The sequence below is a fragment of the Bdellovibrio sp. HCB274 genome (assembly GCF_047306075.1).
Taxonomy (GTDB): Bacteria; Bdellovibrionota; Bdellovibrionia; order Bdellovibrionales; family Bdellovibrionaceae; genus Bdellovibrio.
Window position 1 is genome coordinate 1,430,348 of record NZ_CP178623.1, and the last position, 19,329, is coordinate 1,449,676.

A 19,329-nucleotide genomic window follows, 5' to 3' on the forward strand; every position below is an offset into this window, starting at 1 on the left:
ATGCAGGTTCTTGTCATCAATGAATCCAAACACGCCGTACCCAGAAAGTTCATTCAGGAATGGATGGACTCTGTGGTTAAGGAGTTAAAAAAACGCAAAGTCATCAACGCGGAAAAAGCCGCTCGTGAACTGACGCTGGTGTTTTTGGATAAAAAGCCTGCACAAAAAATCAATAACGAATTTCGCGGGAAGGACTATGCCACGGATGTCTTGTCATTTGACTCCATGGATCCTTCCAGTTTCGGTGAACTTGTTCTGTGTCCCGATGTGCTGAAAAAACAAGCGAAAGAACACAAACTGACTTTTCAAAAAGAATTGGGATACATGCTTCTGCACGGAACGCTGCATCTGTTGGGATACGATCACGAAACCAACGAAGAGGATGCCAAAGAGATGTTCGATCTGCAGGACGCTATCTTTGAGCGATTGCTGCGTAGCCCCACTTGACACACTGACATTTAGTTATAACTATAGCTGGGTCCGCTGTTAAGTCAGCGGAATAACCGTAGGAAATTAAATGTCGATCATAACGGAATCCTCTGACGTTAAAAAACGTATCAACTTGCTCGAAAGCTTCGCCAAGGAGCTTCGGGGGTATCTTTGACCTAGATAAAAAGAAAAAACGCCTGGATGAGCTGGCTGTTCAAGCGGAAAACCCTGCGCTGTGGGGGAAGCCCGATGAAATGCAAAAGCTCAACAAGGAAAAAAGCCTGCTGGATAAAGCCGTGGGCGAGTTTGATTCTTTTACGTCACGGTTGAGTGATGCATCTGTTTTGTTGGAGATGGCTGCTGAAGCTACGGATGAAGGCAGCTTTGTTGAAGTAAAAACTGAAGTTACTTCCCTTGAAAAATTAGCTGAAGAATTAGAATTAAAGCGAGTCTTAAACGGCGAGCTTGATGGTAACAGTACCTATCTTTCGATCAATGCGGGAGCCGGCGGGACCGAGTCCTGTGACTGGGCAGAAATGCTTCTGCGCATGTACACGCGCTACGCCGACAAACATGGTTATAAAACTCAAGTGATCGAAATGACCGAGGGCGAGGGTGCCGGGATTAAATCCTGTACTCTTTTGATTGAAGGCCCTTATGCCTATGGATACTTGAAAGCCGAAGCGGGCGTTCACCGTTTGGTGCGCATTTCTCCGTTTGATTCAAATGCCCGTCGTCATACGTCGTTTTCGTCTGTATTTGCCTGGGCCGAGATTGATGATGACATCAATATTGAAATCCGGCCTGAAGATTTGAAAGTCGATACTTACCGCTCCAGCGGGGCCGGTGGTCAGCACGTCAATAAGACGGACTCCGCAGTTCGTATGACTCATATCCCGACGGGTGTGATCGTCTCCTGCCAAATTGAACGTTCGCAGATTCAAAACCGTGAAAAGGCTTTGAAGATGTTGAAAGCAAAGCTTTACGAGATTGAAGTTGAGAAACGCAACGCTGAAAAAGACGCGATGAATTCCAGCAAAAAAGCCAACGAGTGGGGATCGCAAATCCGTTCCTACGTGATGCACCCTTATCAAATGGTTAAAGATCACCGCACCGATTTCGAAACCAATCAGGTCGACGATGTGATGGACGGGGATTTGGACGGCTTTATCATGGCTTACCTGAAGGATCAGGTGAATCAGGAAGCGAAGCCTTCGTGAATAGATCATCATTAGCCTGGATTTCCTGGAAACTTTTAAATTCAAAGAAAACCATGTTCGGTGGTTCTGCTCCACTGGCATTGTTTGGTTTGATTTTGGGGGTTGCTTCCCTGGTGGTCTCAATGGCGGTGATGAGTGGTTTTGAATCCACTTTGCAGTCGGCAATGACCGATGTTTCAGGTTCAGTGCAGGTGGTGAAGCGCTCTCGTTTTCCGGATGACTGGAAAGAACTGGAAGAGCGCATTCGCAAAGCGGAGCCCAGCCTGGTTAGCTCCGCGCGCTTTGTTTTTGTCGAAGGCATCATGGCGCACAACGGGCAGATTTCCGGTGTGTTGCTTGAGGGCATTGATAAGGATCGGGTGAATCAAACCCTGAATTTGCAAAGTCGTGTGAAAGAAGGCTCGGCCGATCTGAATCAGCCGTCTGATGTTCCGTTGGCTTTGATTGGTTCGGGGCTTGCAAAAAAAATGGGTCTGAAAATCGGGGATGAGTTCCGTGTCGTTTTGCCCATTGCAGACTTAACCGATCCTTCCAATTTCAAAAGAAAAGTCGGCGTCTTTAAACTTCAGGGTGTCGTGGAGCTGGGTAAGTTTGAATGGAATGAACGTTTCATCATGATTGATCTTGGCGTCGCTCAGGAAGTGGCGGCCATCGGGGATCGTTATACCGGTATGATGTTGAAGTTTGACGATGCTGAATACGCGCGCAAAGCCAGTCATAATATAAGTGCCGTCTTAGGTTCGCCATACTGGGTGCGTGACTGGCGTGATTCCAATGAAAATCTTTTTGATGCAGTGGCAGTTCAGCGTCCGGCGATTTTCTTTGTCGTGTCTGTGATTATTTTCGTGGCTGCATTTAATATCTCCTCCACGTTGTTTGTGAATGTCGTGCAAAGATTTAAGGACATCGCAATCCTAAAAACCGTGGGATTAAGTCGTAAAGACGTGATCAAAATTTTCACTTTCCAAGGATTGATCCTGGGGGGAGTGGGGCTTGCTGGTGGTTTCATTTTAGGTTTCATTTTGTGTTTGATGTTTAAGTGGGCTCAAGGTCGTCTGGGCCTGATTTCCGGCGCGGTTTACCGCCTGGATTCCATCGAAGTCAGCATCCGCTTCGTTGATACGATCGCAATTTGTGTGGCAACGATGTTGATCTGTTTTATTGCAACTCTGGCTCCCGCCCGTCGTGGAGCTGATCTTAATCCTATGGAAGGGCTGCGTAATGAATAATCCTGTCAGTAACTTTCTCTCGGTCAGAAATATTCACAAGTCTTATCCCAGCGGAAACGGCGAGCTTGAGATTCTTCGCGGTGTCAGCATGGACATCAATGGCGGCGAGGCGTTGGCGATTTTAGGATCTTCTGGCGCGGGGAAAAGTACTCTTTTGCAAATCATGGGAACCTTGGATCGTCCCACCAGTGGTGAAGTGACTTTTGAAGGTCGTGACCTGCTGGCGATGAACGACGAAGAGATTTCGAAATTTCGTAACGCCGAAATGGGTTTTGTATTTCAGTTCCATCATCTTTTAAGTGAATTTAATGCTGTCGAAAATGTCATGATTCCTTGTCGAGTGGCAGGGGAGTCTCCAAAAGCTGCGAAAGAAAAAGCGCTGCATTTGCTTGAGTTCATGGGTCTTGCAGATCGTGCAAGCCATTTTCCCAATCAATTGTCAGGTGGTGAGTTGCAGCGCATCGCGATTGCCCGTGCCTTAGTTCGTCATCCAAAAATTCTTTTTGCCGATGAGCCGACAGGTAATTTGGACTCGAATACCAGTGCGAAGATTCAAGAGTTGTTTTTTCGCCTCAAAGAAGAAATGCAATTGGCGCTTGTCATCGTGACGCATGATCTTACGTTCGCCACACGCTTCCCAAAAGTTTATCGAATGAAAGATGGTCTTTGGGTATAACGCGTCAGGGTGGTCGTTTTTGGTGTACTAGACTTAGGTAGTGGGCTACGATTTCGGAGTTTAAAAGGTAACTATCGAGAAATCTTTGAGATTTTTGAAAAATGAGACTCCTCGTGGGTCCCTCTCGGTTGGAGAATTCGAACTTTGATTAAGCTTCTTTGTACTTTGTTATTAGTAACTGCAACGTCAACGGCGATTGCAGCTCCCAAAAAAAAGACTGCGCCCAAGAAAAATGGGACTGCGGTTGCACAACCTAAGACTGCGCCTTCTGGTTTAACCATTAAAGCAATCGAAGTGTCTGGAAATCGTAAGATTGAAAAAGACGCGATCCTTAGCAAGATCACCACGAAAGTGGGAGACGAATACAAGCCGGAAAACGTGCGCGCCGATGTGCAGGCTCTATTCGGCCTTGGTTTCTTCAACAACATCGAAGTCAGTCGTCAGGTGACGGGCAAAGAAGCGGTGTTGACGTATCAGGTTTTGGAAAAGCCATCTATTGCCGAAATCACTTACGAAGGTAACAGCGAAATCAAGTCGGAAGACATCGCTGATGCAACAGGTATCAAAGCTTATCAGCTTTTGAATATGTCCAAAGTTAAAGAGGCGATTGAAAAAGTTCAAAAGCTTTACGAGGACAAAGGTTTCTTCCTGGCGCGCGTGGATGCGGAAGTTCAGGATGTTACCAAAGACGAAACAGTTCGACTGGTTTTCCGTGTTCGTGAAAACGACAAAGTAAAAGTTCGCAAAATCACCTTCCTAGGGGCGAAGCACATTTCTGAGACTGAACTTAAGAGCAAGATGTTCACTCAAGAGGGTGGATTCTTCTCGGGCATGTCCGGTTCAGGTCAGTATAAGCAGGAAGCCTTTGATCGTGACGCACAGATCGTGCGTTTCATGTACTTCAATCAAGGTTACGTGCAGGCGAAAATCGATCGCCCGCAAATCACTGTGACTCCGGATAAGAAAAATATCTACATCACTTTCAACGTGGAAGAGGGCGAGCAGTACTCGGTAGGCGATGTTGATTTCGCCGGCGATATTCTGTTCCCGAAAGCCGAGCTGTACGAGGCGATCAAGATCGACGAAAACGGCGTATTCTCGTTCGAAGTCCTGCAAAAAGACATCAGTGAGCTGACGGCAAAATACGGCGACTTGGGTTACGCATTTGCCAACGTAATCCCGCGCACGCGGGCTAACGACAAAGAACGCAAAATGGACCTGGTCTTTGAATTCGACAAGGGTCAAAAAGTTTACTTCGGTAAAATCAATGTTATCGGCAATACCAAAACCCGTGACAAGGTTGTGCGTCGTGAGTTGAAAGTTCGCGAGGGCGAGCTTTACAACGAAACCCGCCGTCGTCAGTCGATGGAAAACATCCAGCGTCTGGGTTTCTTTGAGGACGTGAACTTCAAAACATCTGTGGATCAGGAAAAAACAGATGTGATGAATGTCGATATCATCGTGAAAGAGCGTAACACCGGTCAAATCCAATTGGGTGCGGGTTACGGTACTTCCCAAGGTTTCACATTGCAGGGTTCTGTGCAGCAATCGAACTTCCTGGGTAAAGGCCAAAACCTTGGTGCGAGCTTAAACTTAAGCGGGACAGGCAGCTTCTATCAGCTTTCTTTTACAGAGCCGTACTTCAACGACACCGAGTGGTTGTTGGGTGGAGACGTCTATAAGAGTATGAATACCGGTCGTATGGACTACGACGAAAATCACACGGGTCTTTCTGTGCGCATGGGTCGTCCTATTGCAGAATTCACCCGCGGTTTCCTCCGTGCCAAGTACGACAATTCGGAACTGACAGAGCGTAAAAATGCTGATGGAACTCCGATCACGGATACTGAGTTGTTCCCATTGAGTACAGCTTCGGGTGAAACGATTTCTTTGACGGGTACTCTTGAGTACGACACAAGAAATGACCGTTTCTCTCCGACCAAAGGTATCTTCGGTTCTTTCTCCTATGAATACGCCGGTTTCGGACAACTGAAGTATCACCGCACTAACACGCGTTTCAGCTACTTCAAGAATCTATTCTGGGACGTGACTTGGCGAAATGACGTTCAATACGCCCGCATTGACGGTATCGAAGGACAAGACGTTCCATTCAATGAGTTGTACCTACTGGGTGGACCTTATTCCTTGCGTGGTTTCCGTTCGTACCGTGTCGGTAAGATGAAACGATCCACTAAGATCTATAACGAAAGTATCGCCAAAGGTATGACGCCAGAGCAGGCCGAAATCGAAGCTTGGCGTTTCTATGGTGGTACTCAACAAGCACTAGCTCGTACCGAGTTGCAATTCCCGCTGGTAAAAGATGCGGGGATCCTGGGTGCTGCGTTTTTTGATATCGGTGCCGCTGACGATGTTTTATCTGGCGATACATTCTATTCAGATATGGGTCTGGGGATTCGCTGGTATTCACCGATCGGGGTGTTGAGATTTGAGTGGGGCTTCCCACTTAACCGTGACCCGAATTACCACGATGCCTCGGTATTCGAGTTCTCGATTGGTCCAAGTTTTTAATTTGAAAGTTTAAGAAGAAAAATTTTAGGGAGGAATTTTTATGAGAAAAATGATTATCGCAGCGACTGTATTTATGATGGCAGCAGCAGCTCACGCAGCTGAAAGCAAAGTGGGTTTCGTGGATATGCAAAAAGCTATTCAAGCGACTTCTGCTGGTAAAAAAGCGAAAACAGAGCTTGAAGCTGAGTTCAACAAAAAGAAAAAAGATCTTGAAAAGAAAGAAGCTGATCTGAAAAAGATGGGCGAAGATCTTGAAAAGAAAAAATCTGTTCTTTCTGAAGAAGCACTTGGTAAAAAACAAGCTGAGTTCCAGGAAGAAATGATCAAGTACCGTGACATCGTTGGCAAAAGCCAAATGGAAATCCAAAAGAAAGAGCGCGAATTGACGGCTCCAATTTTGACAAAAATGAGAACTGTGATCGGTAAATTGGCAAAAGACAAAGGCTACACTCTGGTTCTTGAAAACAACCAGGGCGTTTTGTACTCCACACCAGAATCTGATCTGACAGAAGATGTGATCAAGGCTTACGAGAAAGAAAAATAGTTTCAAAACTCAAAGGGGCCTCTAAAAGGTCCCTTTTTAAATTAAGTGACCCGTTTCAAAATACGCAGTTAAAATTAGGATATCTATCCATGGCAAATTATAAAATTCATCCTTCCAGTGTTGTTTCCCCAGATGTCGAGATCGGCGATGATGTCGAAATCGGACCTTATTGCCTTATTCAAGGTAAAGTAAAAATCGGCAAGGGCACCATTGTAGAAGGTCACGTCACACTGGGTTCGCGTTACGGTATTCTGGATATCGGCGCAAACAACCACTTCTGCCCAGGTGCAGTTATTGGTGGAGCTCCTCAGGATATTTCCTATAAGAATGAGCCCACATCTTTGATTATTGGTAATAACAATATGTTCCGTGAATTCACGACAGTGAATCTTGCGACCTCCAAGGGCGACAAGAAAACTGAAATCGGGGATAACGGGTACTTCATGGCTTACACTCACGTGGGACATGATTGCAAACTTGGTAATAACGTTATTCTGGCGAACAACACCCACTTGGGTGGTCACTGTGAAATTGCTGACGGTGTGTTCGTGGGTGGTATGAGTGCCCTAAATCAGTTCACGAAAGTCGGCAAGATGGCTTTCATCGCGGGCAGCAGTATCGTTAATAAAGATATCATCCCGTTCTGCCGTGCTCAGGGAACTTACGCGACTATTCGTGCGACCAATAAAATCGGTCTTGCGCGTAAAGGTTACCCACGTGACGAAGTGACGAACGTGCATAAAGCAATTCGTATCATCATCATGGGTTCTCACACTGTAGAAGAAGGCATCAAACGCATTCAAGAAGAGTGCACAATGAGCCCGAACATCGAGTACTTCATTAACTTTATCCGTTCTTCTAAGCGCGGTATCGCGGTCGACAGAAGTCCTAAAGGCTGGCAAGAAGATGAGCAATAAATTGCGTGCCGCCGTTATCGGCGTCGGTTACCTGGGTAACTTCCATGCTCAAAAATATAAAAACAATTCCCATGTGGAATTGGTAGGGGTGTGTGATCACTTTCCGGCTCAGGCAGATAAAATCGCTGCTGAGTTGGGAGTTAAAAGTTTCCACCGTCCACAGGATCTGATCGGTCAGGTGGATTTGGTGACGATCGCAGCCAGCACGCAAAGCCACTATGAAGTGGCAAAGCTTTTCCTGCAAAACGGTGTTCACGTGAACGTGGAAAAACCGATCACGGCAACAGTTCCTCAAGCCGAGGAATTGCTGGCGCTGGCTGAAAAGCACAAAGTAAAATTGGCGGTGGGACACATCGAAAGATTCAATCCTTCCGTGAATGAACTTAAAAAACACATGAAGAATGTCAGTACGATTGAACTTATCAGAACGGCGCCTTACAAGGCCCGCGGTGCTGACGTCAGCGTACTGCATGATCTGGCTATCCACGATATGGATTTGCTGTTCTGGCTGACAGGCAGTGAAGTTGAATCGATGATCGCTTCCGGTACGAAATTGATTTCGCCAGAGCTGGATACGGCGTCTATTTCCTTTAAAATGAAAAACGGCATTCACGGTATCATCACGGTCAGCCGTGTATCGCCGGTGGGTCAACGCTCGATCCGCGTGGTGCAGGATGATTGCACTATTTTTGCGAACACCGGCATTCATGAACTTGAAAAAGTTGAAAAAGGTCCGGGCGGTGATGAATTAACCAAGATCACCAAGTGGACCGTTGAAAAAGCCGATGCTTTGCAAAAAGAGACAGACGCGTTTATCGATGCTGTTTTGAACGACAAAACCCCTGTGGTAACAGGTCTGGATGGATTGAAAGCTTTGCGCGCCATCGAAGACATTCAAAAGATGATTGGTAAATAAATGGATCAAGTGTTGTTCGTGGCCGCCGAGGCCTCCAGTGTGACATACGCTCAAAGAATTCTTGAGACCTGGAAAAAGCAGGGAAGAAAAATCCATGCTTTCGGCGTCGGCAGTCAGGACATGGAAAACCTGGGCTTTGAACGCCTGGGTAAATCCGAAGAAATGGCAGTTGTAGGGGCTGCGGAAATTATCAATTCCTACAGTCTGCTAAAAGGCGTCTTTGACAGCCTTGTGAGCGAGGCTGAAAAGCGTCGCCCTAAAGTGGCCGTCGTGATGGACTATCCCGAATTCAACCTGATGCTTGCAAAAAAACTGCACGCGTTGGGAATTCCGGTGGTTTACTATATTTCTCCGCAAGTCTGGGCTTGGCGTAAGGGCCGGGTTAAGACGATTAAAAAATACTGCAAAAAAGTTTTCGTCCTGTTTCCTTTCGAGGTTCCGTTCTATGAAGAGCACGGAGTTCCGGTGGATTTCGTGGGTCATCCGTTGTTGGATGAGTTGGATGAGCGCCTGATTGATGATGCAGCTTATTTAAAAACCCATCGCAATCAAGTCGGCATTCGTGACGACGAAATTGTTCTGGGTCTAATGCCAGGCAGCCGCAGACTTGAACTGAAACAGCATTTTCAGATTCAACTGGATGCCGCGCGAATTTTATCGAAAAAATACAGCAATCTGAAAATCGTGATTTTGACTGCACCGACCTTCAGCAAAGAAAAAATGCAGGATTATCTCGAGGACTTCCGTCTGCCATACATCCTGTTAAAAGATGAACCATTTCGTATGATTCATCTGGTGGATATGATGGTAGTGGCGTCAGGAACGGCGACGTTGCAAGTAGGGCTTTTACAGAAGCCTATGGTTATCATGTATAAAATGAAGTGGTTAACCGGTGTGTTTGCCCGAATCTTTGTACGTGGAACCAAGTTCTTTGGTTTGGTGAATTTGATTTTGAATAAAGAAGCGGTTCCAGAACGTTTCCAAGGGGACGTCACTGCAGAAAATATGGCAGCTCTGCTTGAGCGCTATATCAAAGAACCAGCCTACACTGCCGAAGTTAAAAAAGATCTGGCATCTTTGCGTTCATACCTCGGTGATAAAGGCGCCACTTCACGCGTGGTAAAATCATTGGATGAGTATCTGACTCTATGAAACCTTTATTGAAACCACTTTCATTTCTATATGATCGTATCGTCGGGTTTAAAAACTCGCTTTACGATCGCGGATTATTAGGGGCTTACAAACCTCCGATGAAAGTGATCAGTATTGGAAACCTAACGGTCGGTGGAACGGGTAAAACGCCCATCACCGATTACTGTTTAAAATCGTTGGTCGGTGACCATAAAAAGGTCGCCGTCGTCAGTCGTTCCTACCGTGCAGATGCTTCGGCTTCTGTTCGCGTGGATGTGACCCATCCGCATGCCGCCCGTTACTATGGCGATGAGCCGGTTCTTTTGGCGCAGGCCAATCCCGACGTCACTGTCTTTGTCGGTGATAGCAAATGGCAAACGGCGGAGTATTCCACGAAGAACTATGGTCCGTTTGACGTGATCGTGGTCGATGATGGTTTTCAACACCGTAAACTGCATCGTGATTTGAATATCGTGATTTTGGATGCAACTGAACCCTGGAGTAACTATCAGGTAGTCCCAGAGGGACGCGCCCGTGAGTCCTGGGAAGGTCTACAACGAGCGGATATAATTCTGTTTACGAAGTGCAACCTGGCGGATGAGAACAGTCTGAAGGTTGTGCAGGATCATCTGCCTCCAGGTAAGGAAATTCTTTATTTTGGTTATGACATTGTTGATCTAAATAATGGAACTGAAACTGTTTCAACAGATGTGTTGAAAGGGCAGTGTTTATATCTGGTGTCGGCGATCGCCAGACCGGATGTGTTTGAAAAAATGATGCGCTCCTATGGAGAGATTTGTAAAAAGAGTCAGCATTACCGTGATCATCATCAGTACACTGAGGCCGATGCACAAAAGATCTGGAATGACTTTAAGAAATCAGGTGCTGATTATCTTGTGACAACTTCCAAGGATGCCGTGAAGTTGCGCCGTCTGTTGCCGGAGCCCGAAAAGCTTTGGAGCACCAATTTGCAGGTGACGGAGTTTGGAAGCAAAGGACGTCTGCATGAAATTATTGGCCAGCTTTTTAACTAAGATCGGCATCTTTTTTAGCAGTATCCTGCCTCGAAGAGTACAGCGCCTTTCCGGGTCCTGGCTTGGATTTTTGTGGTGGGATGTTTTTGGTTTTCGAAAAAAGATCGTACTCAACAATCTTAAAATCGCTTTTCCCGAATGGACCGAAGCTCAACGTAAAAAAGTGGGGCGCGAGTCCGTTTACCAGCTGGGCTATAATTTCGGCGAATTCTTTTTTATTCCCAATATGACCCGGGAATGGGTCGCTAAGAACGTGGTTTTCGAGGGACTTGAAAATCACGAAAAGGCCATCGCCAACGGTAAAGGCTTTTTCTACCTGACCCTGCATCTGGGTAACGGGGACTTGGGCGCCAATGCTTTAAGTGTGATCGGTCAAAAGATTCACATCATTTCCAAAAGTTTTAAAAACAAATGGTTTAATGACCTGTGGTTTTCCGTGCGTGGAGCACAAGGTGTGAAGTACATCGAGGCCCATGGCCCGAATAACGCCTTTGAAATCCTGAAAGCGCTAAAGCGCAATGAAGGACTGGTATTTGTATTGGATCAGTACATGGGGAAACCCTTCGGTGTGGCGACAACCTTCTTTGGGAAACGCACAGGCACGGCCTATGGTCTGGCTTTGTTTGCACAAAAAACCAAAGCACCGGTTCTGCCAATTTATACCTATGAAGGCGATGACGGGAAAGTTCATGTGGTTATTGAGCCAGCTATGGACTTGAGCCCTTTCATCGTTGAAGATAAAGACCAGAGTATTGCTAACATCACTCAGTCTTTTACAGATAAGCTTGAGCAGATTGTCAGGAAGCATCCAGAGCAGTGGATGTGGGTTCATAGAAGGTGGAAGGATTTTTAGTGGGTAAACTTTCGATTGCAGCAGGTCTTTTCGCATTGTCTTTGTTGTCGGCGTGTTCGACTTCATTTTTGAAGTACGATAAAGCCGATAAACTTGGAACTATCGACGAGTTCGAAAAGGCAGTAAAAATCGAAGAGCCACCCGCTCCACCGGCAGAAGCGACTGAAGCTGCTTCTGCGCCAGCGGAAGCAAAGCCCTCAGTAAACGTTGATAAAAAAGTCCCGGGAACTACCGCTGCAACTACGGCTGCGAAACCTGCAAAATCAGCGAAGGCCGAAAAGAAACCGGTTGCTACAAAACCCGAAGCTAAAGCAAAAGCTGAAAAAGGCAAGAAAGTGGCAGCCACCCCGGTTCGTCGTCAGCCTGAACTTGAAGACGATGCGGGCTTTGACGGACGCCGCCCTTTGGTGGACCCTTTCCGTGTAGGCGAAGTGGTTAAACATGACGTTTCCTATTTTAAAATGTCAGCGGGCGAGTTGGTATTCAGCACTCTGCCGATGGCGACAGTGAATGGGCGCAGCTCTTACAAACACAATATCGCAATCAAAACGATTTCTTTATTCGCTTCTGTTTACACAGTTGAAGACAACGTTGATATCTTCATGGATTACGCCGATGTCGTGCCGACGGTTTTTGAACTTCATGTGAAGGAATCGGGTCAGCTTCGTGAAGCGAAAATGCTTTTTGATAACGTCAAGAAAATGGCCACTTACTGGGAAAAGAAAGTGACCAAAAAAGACGGCGAGGAAGAAAAGCGGGAGCAGTGGGAGATCGAAGAGTACGCGCAAAACGTGTACAGCGCGATTTACTATATGCGTATGTTCCAATGGGAAGTCGGTAAAGAGTACGCTTTCCGCGTATCCAACGATAAGGAAAATTTGGTGTTCTCGGGTAAAGCTATTCGCAAGGAAGTTTTGGATACCGAGTTGGGACCGATGAAGGCCATCGTTATCCAGCCAAACATTACTTTGAAGGGGAAATTCAAACCTATCGGTGAAAACCTGATCTGGCTTTCCGATGACGAACATAAATACATTCTAAGAATTGAAGCAAAAATTAAAATCGGAACTCTGGTTTCCGAAGTCGTTTCAATCAAACCTGGAAAAGCACCTTAGCCTTTTTGATCTCGGGCGATGCGGGCGGCGGCAACGGTTTCGATGACTTTTGCCAGAACCAGATTCTGCGCGAGCATTTTATAAAAAGCGTTTTGACCAATTTCCAAAAGCACCGTGTCCCTTTGTGTGGTCACGGTTGCGGTTCTAACGCCCCCTGAAATCAATAACGAGATCTCACCAAAGCAAGTTCCCTGATTCAGGACATTGATGGCTTGTCCCTTTTGGCTGATCACGACGGAGCCTTGAATAATGATGTAACAGGTATTTCCCGCATGGCCTTCCTGAAACAGCACCTGATGTGCCGGAGCTTGCACCAGGCGACCGGTAAAGATCAAAGCATCCAGACTGTCTGTCGGGATGTCTTTAAAAAATGGTGAGGAGAGAAGCGCCTGCATCACCCAGAAGCGATGTTGCAGGGCTTGGGCCTTATCAGACTTTATCAGATTGTCATACTCAGGCAGATGATGCACGCGCAGTACCTCTGAAGGACCGCTGGTGATGACATCGGCATTGCGGGGTTGATTCAGTAAAAATCCGCGCTCTCCAAAAAGCGCTCCTGCTCCAAGAGTCGCAACAAGTTGACGGCGTGTTTCTGAAATCACTTTGTATATCGAGGCCTGACCTTTTAACAAAACGAAAAGATCCCGGCTGTTTTGGCCCGAGTGAGTGATGCGAATATTCGGGGGCACGGAAAACACCGTCGATTTTTGTAAAAGGTAATTTGCCAACGCTGGTTCCAGGGAACGGAAAAAGGGCAGAGTGGAAGGATCAGGTTTAACCTGCTTTCCATTCATCACATCAATGGAACTAAATACCAGGGGAGAATCATCGGAGTTGACCTGCTTAAAGTAGTCGATGATGTTTTGATTTGAAATCAGACGCTCGTGAACCAAAAACTGCAGCAGACTGTAGAGCTCACGAAAACTGACAAGCCATCCTTGTCCCAGAAAAAATTGAACCAGGCCCTCAATAGAGACTCCGGTTTTTAGCACTTCCAGATAAGAAAACTGCAAAGCATTCAGTTCAAAACTACCCAAACCTGAAGACAACGTCAGAGTGCCACCCTGAGAGTGTTTCATGGTTTTAAAAGGCTTAAGCTGGATAATTTCGCGTTCGATCTTCATGCACCTTACTTATCGGTCAAAGTCGGGCTTTTTTTGCCGCGCCCAAGGTCCTGAATATCTAAAGCCAGACTCCGTCGCAGTCTAACCTTCAGGGCTGATACTCTACAATATTGCTATGGCGCAAATGAATTGCCGGCACTTTTCCGGATATAAACCCTGTTCCAAAAGTCAGAGCTGTGACTCTGAATGTGCCTCTTTGGATATTCCAAAAGTCTCAATACTTATAATTCATTTGGGCGCCTTGGGCGCCGTGGTTCGCAGTACCAGTCTGTTAAAAGCAATTAAACGCAAGTATCCTTCATCAATGCTGACCTGGGTGACAGATGCACCAGCTCACTTACTCTTACAAAATCATCCCGGCATCGATCGGGTTTTGACCAGTAAGGAATCAGACCTCCTGCAGCTAGGACCTTTGGAATTTGACGTGGCCTTCGTGATTGATAAATCTCTTAAGGCAGTTGGTATTCTTCAACACACCCAAGTGGATCAGGTCTATGGCTTTACCGCCAATTCCCGTAACGGCGCCATCATGCCTGCAACTCCGGCAGCGGAGGAGCTTTGGCAGCTGGGACTTGATAATCACCAGAAATTTTTCGTTAATAAAAAACCTGAAACTCAACTCATGGTGGAAGCCCTGGAGTTGGGACCATTCCAACGAGATGCTTATTGGCTACCGCTGACCGCGGTCGAACAGCTACGCTTGCAAACGCGCAGAAATCAGTTTTTGGCGAATGGCAAGAAGTGGGTTTTGGGTTTTAATACCGGTTGCAGCAATGTGATTTCAGCAAAAAAACTCACAGTGGAATTTCACCGTTTGATGATCACCTCTTTGCAAAGTCGTTATCCCGATGCGCAAGTGGTGCTTTTGGGCGGCCCCGAAGACACCGAGCGAAACTTGCAGATATCCCAGGGTTTGTCAGTTATCTCTTCAGCCACGGAAAGTGGCCTGCGCGATGGGCTGATCAGTGTGGCAGCCTGTGATGTGGTGGTGACAGGGGATAGCTTGGGAATGCATATGGCGATTTCCCAGGGCAAGCAAGTGGTCGCGTGGTTTGGCCCAACCTGTGCTCATGAAATTGATTTATACGACCGTGGAGTCTTTGTTCTAACTAAAAGCCCCTGCAGCCCGTGCTGGAAGAGAGCTTGTGAAAAAAGCATAATGTGCTACGATCAGGTGTCTTTGCAGGAGATCGTTCATGCCGTTGAATCTTGTCGTACAAACAGCCTTTCTGGGGGACTTGCTGCTGGCAATTCCGCTTCTGAAGCGTTGTCGTCAGATTTGGCCTGATCACCAACTTGGGTTGGTGTGCCGTAAGGGTTTCGGCGATTTCTTTCTTAAAACCCATCTTGTTGATCACGTCTTTGAAATTAAAAAAGGGGATGCGGAATCCTACAATCAGGCTTTGTCAGGCATCGCCCAGCATCAGGTCAACTATCTGCTTTCTCCCCATGAATCGACGCGCACGATTTTCTTTTGCAGAAAAATCAAAGCGCAGCATAAAATCGGATTTAAAAAGTTCTTTAGCTTTCTGGCATTTTCTCAGACAGTTAAAAAGCCCATGCAGTTGCCGGATCCGATGCGCCAGATGAGCTTGCTGCAAAACGTGGATAGTAAACTGGCAGAGCAGCTATCATCTTATCAATCCACCCAAAGACCTTTTGAAACCGATTTCCGCGGTAAACTTCCAGCACCTCCTCAGTGGGCCTCTATGAGTGTTCGTGAAGAGATTTTGAAGTGCTTGGATGTTTATAAAAACCTTGAATCCCGCTATGACCTGAAAGGTCTGAGCGAGAACCGGGGAGTATTGATGTTTCCGGGATCCGTGTGGGCCACCAAACGTTGGACGAAGGAAGGCTTTGTACAGACGGGAATGTCTTTACAGTCACAAGGCTATCAAGTTTACGTAATGGGTGGACCGGGCGAGGAAGCTCTGGCGCAGGAAGTGATGGAAGCAATTCCCGGCTCTATCTGCATCGCCGGTAAGACTTCTATTTTAGAATCAACACAGATTATAGCCCGCGCGCGCTTATTGGTGGGTAACGACAGTGCCGCCTCTCATATGGCTGCTGCGTGTGAAACGCCGTTGATCGCGGTTTTTGGTCCGACTGTTTTAAGATTTGGATTCCGACCGTGGTCAGCGGATTCATATATTGCGCAGAAGGAAAATCTGCCGTGCCGCCCTTGCGGGAAACACGGGCATAAAGTGTGTCCGATTAAAACCCATGTCTGCATGACTCACCTGCCAGCAGAGCAGGTGGTCGACAAAGCGGAATTTATTCTTCGCTCGTAAAGTCCTTAACATTGATGCCGTATTTACGGATCTTACGCAGCAAAGTATTCTTGGGAATATTGGCCTGAGCCACCGTTTGATTGATGCGCCCTTGATTGGCTTTTAAAGCACTGACGATAAATTCTTTTTCCATGCCTTCTTTGAAAGCATCGAAATCCAGAGGACCCGAGTAGCCAACATTAGCCGTTTTTTCTGAAGACTCCTTAGGGGCAAGTTTCAGATTTTCAGGCAAAGAATCCAAAGTGATGTTTTGCGAATTCTCGACGATAAACGCACGTTCAATCACGTTTTCAAGTTCACGGATGTTGCCCGGCCAGCGATAGGACTTGAGCATATCCAAAGCTTCATTCGCAATGCCGCTGATCGTGCGACCATGCTGGCGGGCGAATTTTTTAATAAAGTGCTGAGCCAAAGCGTGGATGTCATCCGTGCGCTCGCGCAATGGTGGAAGGAAGATCGGCATCACGTTTAAGCGATAGAACAAGTCCTCACGGAATGTACCATCGGCCATCATCTTTTCCAGATTGCGGTTGGTCGCTGCAATAATGCGTGTGTTGGTTTTTACTTCGCGGTTACTGCCCACAGGAGTGAATTTCTTTTCCTGAAGCACACGCAAAAGTTTTACCTGCATATCCGGGCGAAGTTCACCGATTTCATCCAGGAACAAAGTGCCGTTGTTGGCCATTTGGAATTTACCGATTTTACGCTCAATGGCGCCGGTGAAGGCCCCTTTTTCGTGACCGAATAATTCGCTTTCCATCAGGCTTTCAGGAATCGCACCGCAGTTGATCGCCACAAAGCTTCCCGATTTACGAGGGGAGTTGAAATGAATCGCGCGTGCGACCAGCTCTTTACCGGTACCGTTTTCACCACGAATCAAAACTGTGGTGTCGACTTTGCACAGGCGATAGATCAGATTAAAGACTTCTTTCATTTTCTGGGAAGAACCCACAAATTCAGATTCGATATCGTCGTCAAAAATCGGATTGGACAATGCAAGGCTTGAAACCAGATCGCGGGCTTCCTGACATTTGCGGATGATTTCAGTGAGGGTTTGCGGATTGACCGGTTTTTCAACGTAGTCGTATGCGCCTTCTTTGATCGCCAAAACCGCATCATGAAGATTCGAGTGGGCAGTCATCAACACCACGAAAGTACGTGGGTCATGCTCCTTGATCGCTGTCAGGGCTTCAAGGCCATTCATCTCTGGCATCTTAACGTCCATCAAGACCAGATCCCAGGATTGTTGCTTCACTTTTTCCAAAGCTTCCTTACCTGTGGAGGCTTCATCAATCGTAAACTCGATTTCCGGCATCGTGGATTTTAGAATGGAAATGACTGAGCGGCGCAGTTCCGCTTCATCGTCAACGATCAGTGTGCTTAGTTGATTGATCATAACATCTCCTCGATCACATCTTCAGATTCCAGTGGCAGAGTGAAGGAAACGGTTGTGCCGTGTCCCCATTTGCTATCCATCGCGACCTTGCCGCCATGAAGTTCAATAAAATATTTTACCAGATACAGGCCCAAGCCCGTTCCTTTTGTTTTTAAATCCTGATCACTCCCGCGAGTGAATTTGCCCCAGACCTTGTCCAGATCCTCGGGCTTGATACCGTCTCCGGTATCTTTGACTTCGACTTTGATATCGGCTTCAGTTTCAGATGAAGTCACTTCGATCAATCCTTGCGCGGGCGTATACTTGATGGCGTTTTCAATCAGATTGATGATAACTTCTTTGATCAACGTCGGGTCAAACTCCACCGAGAACATCGGTTCCAGATGAGTGGAAATTCGAATACCTTTTTCCGCAGCGAGCGGTCGCAGCGTGATAAGGGCTTCCTCGATCACTTCGTTAATGTCGGCGGCGTCTTTGTTGATTTTGAATTCACGGGATTCAATGCGCAGAACTTTAAGAATCGACTGGATATAGCGATTCAGTTCGTCACCAAAGGTGCGCAGGGATTTCAAATCCATCTGCAGCTCCTGATCCTGATTTTGTGTCAGCAGGCGGTCCACAATGGCCTGAATTTTAGCGATCGGAGTTTTCAGGTCGTGGGAAATCAGGCTGACGAAATTGTTTTTAAGCTGTTCCAGCTCTGCCAGGTATTGTTGTTCCTGCTGCAGGGCAAAGTTTTTGCGTTCGATCTTGGTGGCCTGATATCCGATAAAAATCGTCCAGGTTGCTGCCAGCAACACAAACGGCGCAAAAGCGGGTGACCAGAAATAGAAACTATCAAAGACCCAGGCTGAAAGTGCCGCCAGCAGGGTTGCGATCCACAGAACAAAGAACAAAGCCACGGACTGCGGATAAGTCGTAATAATAAAAATCGCAAAGCCCATCAGAAACAAAAAGCCCAGCGCGTACCACCAGAAATCCAGACGCTGAATCCAGCGGTTCCCCAACAAAGTGTCAGCGATGTGAGCCATGATCTCTGTGCGGGTCAAAGTTCCCAGTGGAGTCAGGTAAACCGGAGTAGCCGAGGTCTCTGCACCAATCAAAATGATTTTGCCAGCAAAAGCGTCTGCCGGAAGTTCGTCATACAGAATTTCGGAAAGTCCGTATTGGGTGAAGTTGTAAATGGAACCGCGGAAATTGATCGGAAGTCCCGCAAGACTGGTCGGAAAAGTTTTGCCGGTGATTTTTTCTACCAAATGAGGCATGTCCGCGCGTTGCGGGAAAACCCGGCGCACCAATCCATCCTCGTCACGGCGAAGTTCGTTAGCCCCCAAGTTTGTGTGATCGCGGTTGCTGAAGGCGGGTGTCAGAACCCGCTCCAGGCTGTTCGTGGTCGTTGACCAGAACACACGGGGGTCCATGAAGTTACCAAGCTCTGCCGAATTCAAATGAACATCGCCAATGTTATCGCCAAAGTACAAAGTCACGCCCACGGCTTTGGGATTTTGTTTCAGAATTTTTGCCAGTAACTGATTCCAGATGCGTTTGTTCCAGAAATAGCTGTCGGTGATGTCGGTCGCTTCATCCAAATCCATCAACGAGGAATGCTTGGTGTAGACCCCGGTAAAGTCAGACTGACGGATGGTGATTAAAACAATTTGGGAGGAGACCTTTTGATCGCCGCGAAGTTTGAAGCGCTGGTCATAGGACGTGACCTCGTCAGTGGAAAGAGCCAGGCAACCAATCGCCCAGCACAGCAGGCAGCGAAGTAAAAAACCACGTTGGCGCAGGAAGTACCTCAGCAGGACCTCGCTGCGGTGTAAAACGCGATTTAAATACTGTTGAAAGGAGCCTTTTTGCACGCGTTGCAACATAGCAAATTTATTAAAAATATCAACTATTAAAAGCCCTTACCGCCGAGCGCG

General features: G+C 47.0%; 17 protein-coding genes. 14 read left to right on the top strand and 3 right to left on the bottom strand.

Annotation, left to right across the window (positions count from 1 at the left end; all coding sequences use genetic code 11):
• The 12 genes from ybeY (at position 1) to ACLWNV_RS07040 (ending at position 12,593) form a co-directional block, all read left to right on the top strand.
• Positions 1-447: an rRNA maturation RNase YbeY gene (ybeY, locus tag ACLWNV_RS06985; protein ID WP_413587210.1), complete on the top strand. Its 447-nt coding sequence runs from the start codon at positions 1-3 to the stop codon at positions 445-447.
• 70 nt (positions 448-517) lie between these two features.
• A protein-coding gene (prfB, locus tag ACLWNV_RS06990; protein WP_413587211.1) for a peptide chain release factor 2 occupies positions 518-1,649 on the top strand; the annotation gives its coding sequence in 2 pieces (ribosomal slippage) (positions 518-598 and positions 600-1,649; 1,131 coding nt in all).
• Positions 1,646-2,878, top strand: coding sequence for an FtsX-like permease family protein (locus ACLWNV_RS06995; RefSeq protein WP_413587212.1), 1,233 nt, complete (start codon positions 1,646-1,648; stop codon positions 2,876-2,878). Before prfB ends, ACLWNV_RS06995 begins: the two co-directional genes overlap by 4 nt.
• Positions 2,871-3,554 carry an ABC transporter ATP-binding protein gene (locus ACLWNV_RS07000; protein WP_413587213.1) on the top strand — a complete coding sequence of 228 codons (684 nt, stop codon included), beginning with the start codon at positions 2,871-2,873 and terminating at the stop codon, positions 3,552-3,554. The genes ACLWNV_RS06995 and ACLWNV_RS07000 overlap by 8 nt, the downstream gene beginning before the upstream one ends.
• A 144-nt stretch (positions 3,555-3,698) precedes the next feature.
• Positions 3,699-6,083 (top strand): outer membrane protein assembly factor BamA, encoded by a 2,385-nt coding sequence (bamA, locus tag ACLWNV_RS07005; protein ID WP_413587214.1) that lies wholly within the window; start codon positions 3,699-3,701, stop codon positions 6,081-6,083.
• 40 nt (positions 6,084-6,123) lie between these two features.
• A complete protein-coding gene (locus tag ACLWNV_RS07010; RefSeq protein ID WP_413587215.1) occupies positions 6,124-6,627 on the top strand; it encodes an OmpH family outer membrane protein in 504 nt (167 codons plus the stop codon).
• An 89-nt stretch (positions 6,628-6,716) separates the two neighbouring features.
• Positions 6,717-7,544 carry an acyl-ACP--UDP-N-acetylglucosamine O-acyltransferase gene (gene lpxA / locus ACLWNV_RS07015; RefSeq protein WP_413587216.1) on the top strand — a complete coding sequence of 276 codons (828 nt, stop codon included), beginning with the start codon at positions 6,717-6,719 and terminating at the stop codon, positions 7,542-7,544.
• Positions 7,534-8,460, top strand: a complete 927-nt coding sequence (locus tag ACLWNV_RS07020) for a Gfo/Idh/MocA family protein (protein WP_413587217.1) — start codon at positions 7,534-7,536, stop codon at positions 8,458-8,460. The genes lpxA and ACLWNV_RS07020 overlap by 11 nt, the downstream gene beginning before the upstream one ends.
• Positions 8,461-9,612, top strand: coding sequence for a lipid-A-disaccharide synthase (gene lpxB, locus ACLWNV_RS07025; RefSeq protein WP_413587218.1), 1,152 nt, complete (start codon positions 8,461-8,463; stop codon positions 9,610-9,612). It begins immediately after the preceding gene.
• The gene (lpxK, locus tag ACLWNV_RS07030; protein ID WP_413587219.1) at positions 9,609-10,625 is read left to right on the top strand and encodes a tetraacyldisaccharide 4'-kinase; all 1,017 of its coding nucleotides are present in this window, start codon (positions 9,609-9,611) and stop codon (positions 10,623-10,625) included. Before lpxB ends, lpxK begins: the two co-directional genes overlap by 4 nt.
• Positions 10,597-11,478: a lysophospholipid acyltransferase family protein gene (locus ACLWNV_RS07035; protein ID WP_413587220.1), complete on the top strand. Its 882-nt coding sequence runs from the start codon at positions 10,597-10,599 to the stop codon at positions 11,476-11,478. Before lpxK ends, ACLWNV_RS07035 begins: the two co-directional genes overlap by 29 nt.
• Positions 11,478-12,593 (top strand): DUF3108 domain-containing protein, encoded by a 1,116-nt coding sequence (locus ACLWNV_RS07040; RefSeq protein ID WP_413587221.1) that lies wholly within the window; start codon positions 11,478-11,480, stop codon positions 12,591-12,593. The genes ACLWNV_RS07035 and ACLWNV_RS07040 overlap by 1 nt, the downstream gene beginning before the upstream one ends.
• Here the strand turns inward: ACLWNV_RS07040 and ACLWNV_RS07045 are convergent.
• A complete protein-coding gene (locus ACLWNV_RS07045) occupies positions 12,590-13,717 on the bottom strand; it encodes a cyclic nucleotide-binding domain-containing protein (RefSeq protein ID WP_413587222.1) in 1,128 nt (375 codons plus the stop codon). The two genes, ACLWNV_RS07040 and ACLWNV_RS07045, sit on opposite strands and share 4 nt — an antisense overlap.
• 115 nt (positions 13,718-13,832) lie before the next feature.
• On the opposite strand from ACLWNV_RS07045, the gene ACLWNV_RS07050 reads away from it, so the two are divergent.
• Entirely contained in the window at positions 13,833-15,005 is a 1,173-nt protein-coding gene (locus tag ACLWNV_RS07050) for a glycosyltransferase family 9 protein (protein ID WP_413587223.1), read from the top strand.
• Positions 14,914-16,008, top strand: coding sequence for a glycosyltransferase family 9 protein (locus ACLWNV_RS07055; RefSeq protein WP_413587224.1), 1,095 nt, complete (start codon positions 14,914-14,916; stop codon positions 16,006-16,008). Before ACLWNV_RS07050 ends, ACLWNV_RS07055 begins: the two co-directional genes overlap by 92 nt.
• On the opposite strand, the gene ACLWNV_RS07060 is transcribed toward ACLWNV_RS07055, so the two are convergent.
• Both ACLWNV_RS07060 and ACLWNV_RS07065 read right to left on the bottom strand, forming a co-directional pair.
• The gene (locus ACLWNV_RS07060; protein WP_413587225.1) at positions 15,992-17,404 is read right to left on the bottom strand and encodes a sigma-54-dependent transcriptional regulator; all 1,413 of its coding nucleotides are present in this window, start codon (positions 17,402-17,404) and stop codon (positions 15,992-15,994) included. The genes ACLWNV_RS07055 and ACLWNV_RS07060 overlap by 17 nt on opposite strands.
• Positions 17,401-19,278 (bottom strand): ATP-binding protein, encoded by a 1,878-nt coding sequence (locus ACLWNV_RS07065; RefSeq protein WP_413587226.1) that lies wholly within the window; start codon positions 19,276-19,278, stop codon positions 17,401-17,403. Before ACLWNV_RS07065 ends, ACLWNV_RS07060 begins: the two co-directional genes overlap by 4 nt.
• Positions 19,279-19,329 lie beyond the last annotated feature (51 nt).

Coding starts and splice junctions, on each gene's coding strand:
- ybeY (WP_413587210.1), top strand. CDS start 1: ATGCAGGTTCTTGTCATCAATGAATCCAAACACGCCGTACCCAGAAAG.
- ACLWNV_RS07000 (WP_413587213.1), top strand. CDS start 2,871: ATGAATAATCCTGTCAGTAACTTTCTCTCGGTCAGAAATATTCACAAG.
- ACLWNV_RS07010 (WP_413587215.1), top strand. CDS start 6,124: ATGAGAAAAATGATTATCGCAGCGACTGTATTTATGATGGCAGCAGCA.
- lpxA (WP_413587216.1), top strand. CDS start 6,717: ATGGCAAATTATAAAATTCATCCTTCCAGTGTTGTTTCCCCAGATGTC.
- ACLWNV_RS07020 (WP_413587217.1), top strand. CDS start 7,534: ATGAGCAATAAATTGCGTGCCGCCGTTATCGGCGTCGGTTACCTGGGT.
- lpxB (WP_413587218.1), top strand. CDS start 8,461: ATGGATCAAGTGTTGTTCGTGGCCGCCGAGGCCTCCAGTGTGACATAC.
- lpxK (WP_413587219.1), top strand. CDS start 9,609: ATGAAACCTTTATTGAAACCACTTTCATTTCTATATGATCGTATCGTC.
- ACLWNV_RS07035 (WP_413587220.1), top strand. CDS start 10,597: ATGAAATTATTGGCCAGCTTTTTAACTAAGATCGGCATCTTTTTTAGC.
- ACLWNV_RS07045 (WP_413587222.1), bottom strand. CDS start 13,717: ATGAAGATCGAACGCGAAATTATCCAGCTTAAGCCTTTTAAAACCATG.
- ACLWNV_RS07050 (WP_413587223.1), top strand. CDS start 13,833: ATGGCGCAAATGAATTGCCGGCACTTTTCCGGATATAAACCCTGTTCC.
- ACLWNV_RS07055 (WP_413587224.1), top strand. CDS start 14,914: ATGCCGTTGAATCTTGTCGTACAAACAGCCTTTCTGGGGGACTTGCTG.
- ACLWNV_RS07060 (WP_413587225.1), bottom strand. CDS start 17,404: ATGATCAATCAACTAAGCACACTGATCGTTGACGATGAAGCGGAACTG.
- ACLWNV_RS07065 (WP_413587226.1), bottom strand. CDS start 19,278: ATGTTGCAACGCGTGCAAAAAGGCTCCTTTCAACAGTATTTAAATCGC.